The following is a 2,466-nucleotide window of genomic DNA, read 5'->3' as shown; positions in this document are numbered from 1 at the left end:
TCGGTGAGCGCGTCGGCCAGCGCCCGCTCGTCGATCAGCCCGCCGCGCGCGGCGTTGACGATGATCACGCCGGGCTTGACCGTGGCCAGCTCGGCGGCGCCGATCAGGCCCAGGGTCTCCGGCGTCCGCGGCAGGTGGATGGAGATGATGTCGGCGGTCGCGAGCAACGTGGGCAGATCGACCAGCCGCACGCCCAGCGCCGCGGCCCGGGCCGGCTGCAGGTAGGGGTCGAAGGCGATGACGGTGGTGCCGAACGCGGCGATCCGGGCCGCGAACAGCTGGCCGATGCGGCCCAGGCCGACCACGCCGACCGTCTTGTCGGCGATCTCGACGCCGGTGAACTTGCTGCGCTTCCAGTCGCCGGCCCGCATGGACGCGTCCGCGGCGGGCACCCGGCGGGCGACCGACAGCAGCAGCGCCACGGCGTGCTCGGCGGCGGTGATGATGTTGGACTGCGGCGCGTTGACCACCAGCACGCCCTTGGCGGTCGCGGCCGGCACGTCCACGTTGTCCAGGCCGATGCCGGCGCGGGCGACCACCTTCAACTGCGGCGCGGCGGCCAGCGCCTCGGCGTCGATCCGGGTGGCCGAGCGGATCAGGACGGCGTCGGCCTCCTTCAGCGCGGGCAGCAGGGCACCCCGATCCGCCCCGTCCACGTGGCGGATCTCGACCTCGCTCCCCAGCAGGTCGACGGCCGCGGGGGCCAGTTGCTCGGCAATCAGGACGACGGGCTTGGGCACGGCTTGTTCATCTCCACGGTCGGGGTTGGCGTCCGCCCCTGTCGCCCGATGCCCGAACGACGCTGGTCGGTACCACGCACTGGCGGACACGCACGGCGGCGCCGGAAAAAGGCCCGCCATGGTCCGGGCAATCATGCTAGCGGCATCCGGAACCGGCTACGTCGCGCGGTCACCGCACGCGCCCGAGTGATTCACACCGATGGCGGTATCAAGTCGATTTCAAATCGTTCTTCCAGGTGACGCACAGCGTTATCGTCCTTGGCGTGCATCGTGGTCGACACCGGGTCGACCGGCGCTCCGACAGAACGGATCCCCCCATGAGCACACCCTCCGGCTACAACGGCCCCGGCAACGACCCGTACGCGACCCCGAGCCAGCCGGATCCGGCGGGCGCCGGCAACCAGTACCAGCCGGCCGGCGGTTACCCGCCCGCGGGGCAGTACCCGCCGGCCGGCCAGTACCCGAGCCAGCCCTACGGTGCGCCCGGCTACCCGCCCGCCGGCGCCTACGGTGCCGCGCCGGCCGCCCGGCCGGGCATGGTCACGGCGGCGGCCGTGCTCGCGTTCGTCGTCGGCGGCCTGTCCATCCTGATCGGACTGCTGGCGCTGTTCGCCGGCAGCGCGCTCACCGGCTACGTCGGCGGGCTGGGCGGCGTGGTCATCGTGATCTCCATCCTGGTGCTCGCCGTCGGCGCGCTCTACATCTGGTCCGGCCTGATGGCGCTGCAGGGCAAGAACGCCAAGATCCTGACCATCGTCGCGATCGTGGCCGCCGTCCTGCAGCTGATCAGCCTGCTCAGCGACTTCAGCGCCGGCACCCTGATCAGCCTGGCGATCTCCGGCGCGATCATCGCGCTGCTGCTGCAGCCGGTGAGCAAGGCCTGGTTCAAGGGCCGCGGCGCGCCCTCCTTCTGATCCGCACCGGCCGATCGCCAGCACCGGATCCGCGCCGACATCACCCAGCGACAGCACGAAGAGACGAGGCCGCGGCCATGAGCTACCCCGGCAACCCCCAGGACCCCTACGCCCAGCCCGGCGGCCAGCCCCCCGGGTACCAGCCGGGCGGCTACCCGTCCGGGGGCTTCCAGCAACCCGGATACCCGTCGGGCGGGTTCCAGCAGCCCGGATCCGGATACCCGTCGGGCGGCTTCCAGCAGCCCGGCTACCCCCAGCAGCCGGCGTTCGGCCAGCAGCCGCCGCCGGGGCAACCCGGCGGGTACGGCCAGTACCCGCCGCCGCAGTACGCGGCCGGCTACCCCGGCTACGGCCAGCCGGCCAAGTCCGGGCGGCCCGGCATGGTCACGGCGGCGGCCGTGCTGGCGTTCGTCTGGGGCGGCCTCGGCCTGTTCTGGTCGGTCATCGCGCTGTTCGCGGGCAGCGTGCTGAGCGCGGCGAGCAGCGCGGTGTGCGACTCGAACTCGACCTACCTGTACGACTCGGACACCCGGGACGCCTGCAACGCGGTCAGCGGGGCCGGCACGTTCCTCATCGTCATCACCATCGGCCTGATCGTGGTGGCCGCGCTGCTGATCGCCGGCGGCGTCACCGCCATCAATGGAAAGAACGGCCAGATCCTGGTCATCGCGTGCGCGCTGTACGCGGTCCTGGCCATCGTCGGGCTGATCGTCTCCGGCGCGTTCGGCATCAGCTACCTGCTCGGCGTCGTCGTGCCGGTGCTGATCGTGGTGTTCATGCTCAACAGCCAGTCGCGGGCCTGGTTCCGCTCG

The 2,466-nt window shown here is 72.1% G+C and carries 3 protein-coding genes; 2 read left to right on the top strand and 1 reads right to left on the bottom strand.

What is annotated here, in order from left to right:
• A partial coding sequence (locus ACOJUF_RS16520; RefSeq protein WP_420122919.1) for a hydroxyacid dehydrogenase occupies positions 1 to 740 on the bottom strand: 740 nt, incomplete at its 3' end.
• Positions 741 to 1,057: 317 nt separating this feature from the next.
• On the opposite strand from ACOJUF_RS16520, the gene ACOJUF_RS16515 reads away from it, so the two are divergent.
• Together ACOJUF_RS16515 and ACOJUF_RS16510 are read left to right on the top strand one after the other, a co-directional pair.
• Entirely contained in the window at positions 1,058 to 1,654 is a 597-nt protein-coding gene (locus tag ACOJUF_RS16515; RefSeq protein ID WP_420122918.1) for a hypothetical protein, read from the top strand.
• 77 nt (positions 1,655 to 1,731) lie between these two features.
• A partial coding sequence (locus ACOJUF_RS16510) for a hypothetical protein (protein WP_420122917.1) occupies positions 1,732 to 2,466 on the top strand: 735 nt, incomplete at its 3' end.

The organism is Nakamurella sp. (assembly GCF_048594475.1).
GTDB lineage: Bacteria > Actinomycetota > Actinomycetes > Mycobacteriales > Nakamurellaceae > Nakamurella.
Note: the sequence above shows the minus strand (reverse complement) of the source record. Positions and strands in the feature narration are given on the sequence as shown.

Coding starts and splice junctions, on each gene's coding strand:
- ACOJUF_RS16515 (WP_420122918.1), top strand. CDS start 1,058: ATGAGCACACCCTCCGGCTACAACGGCCCCGGCAACGACCCGTACGCG.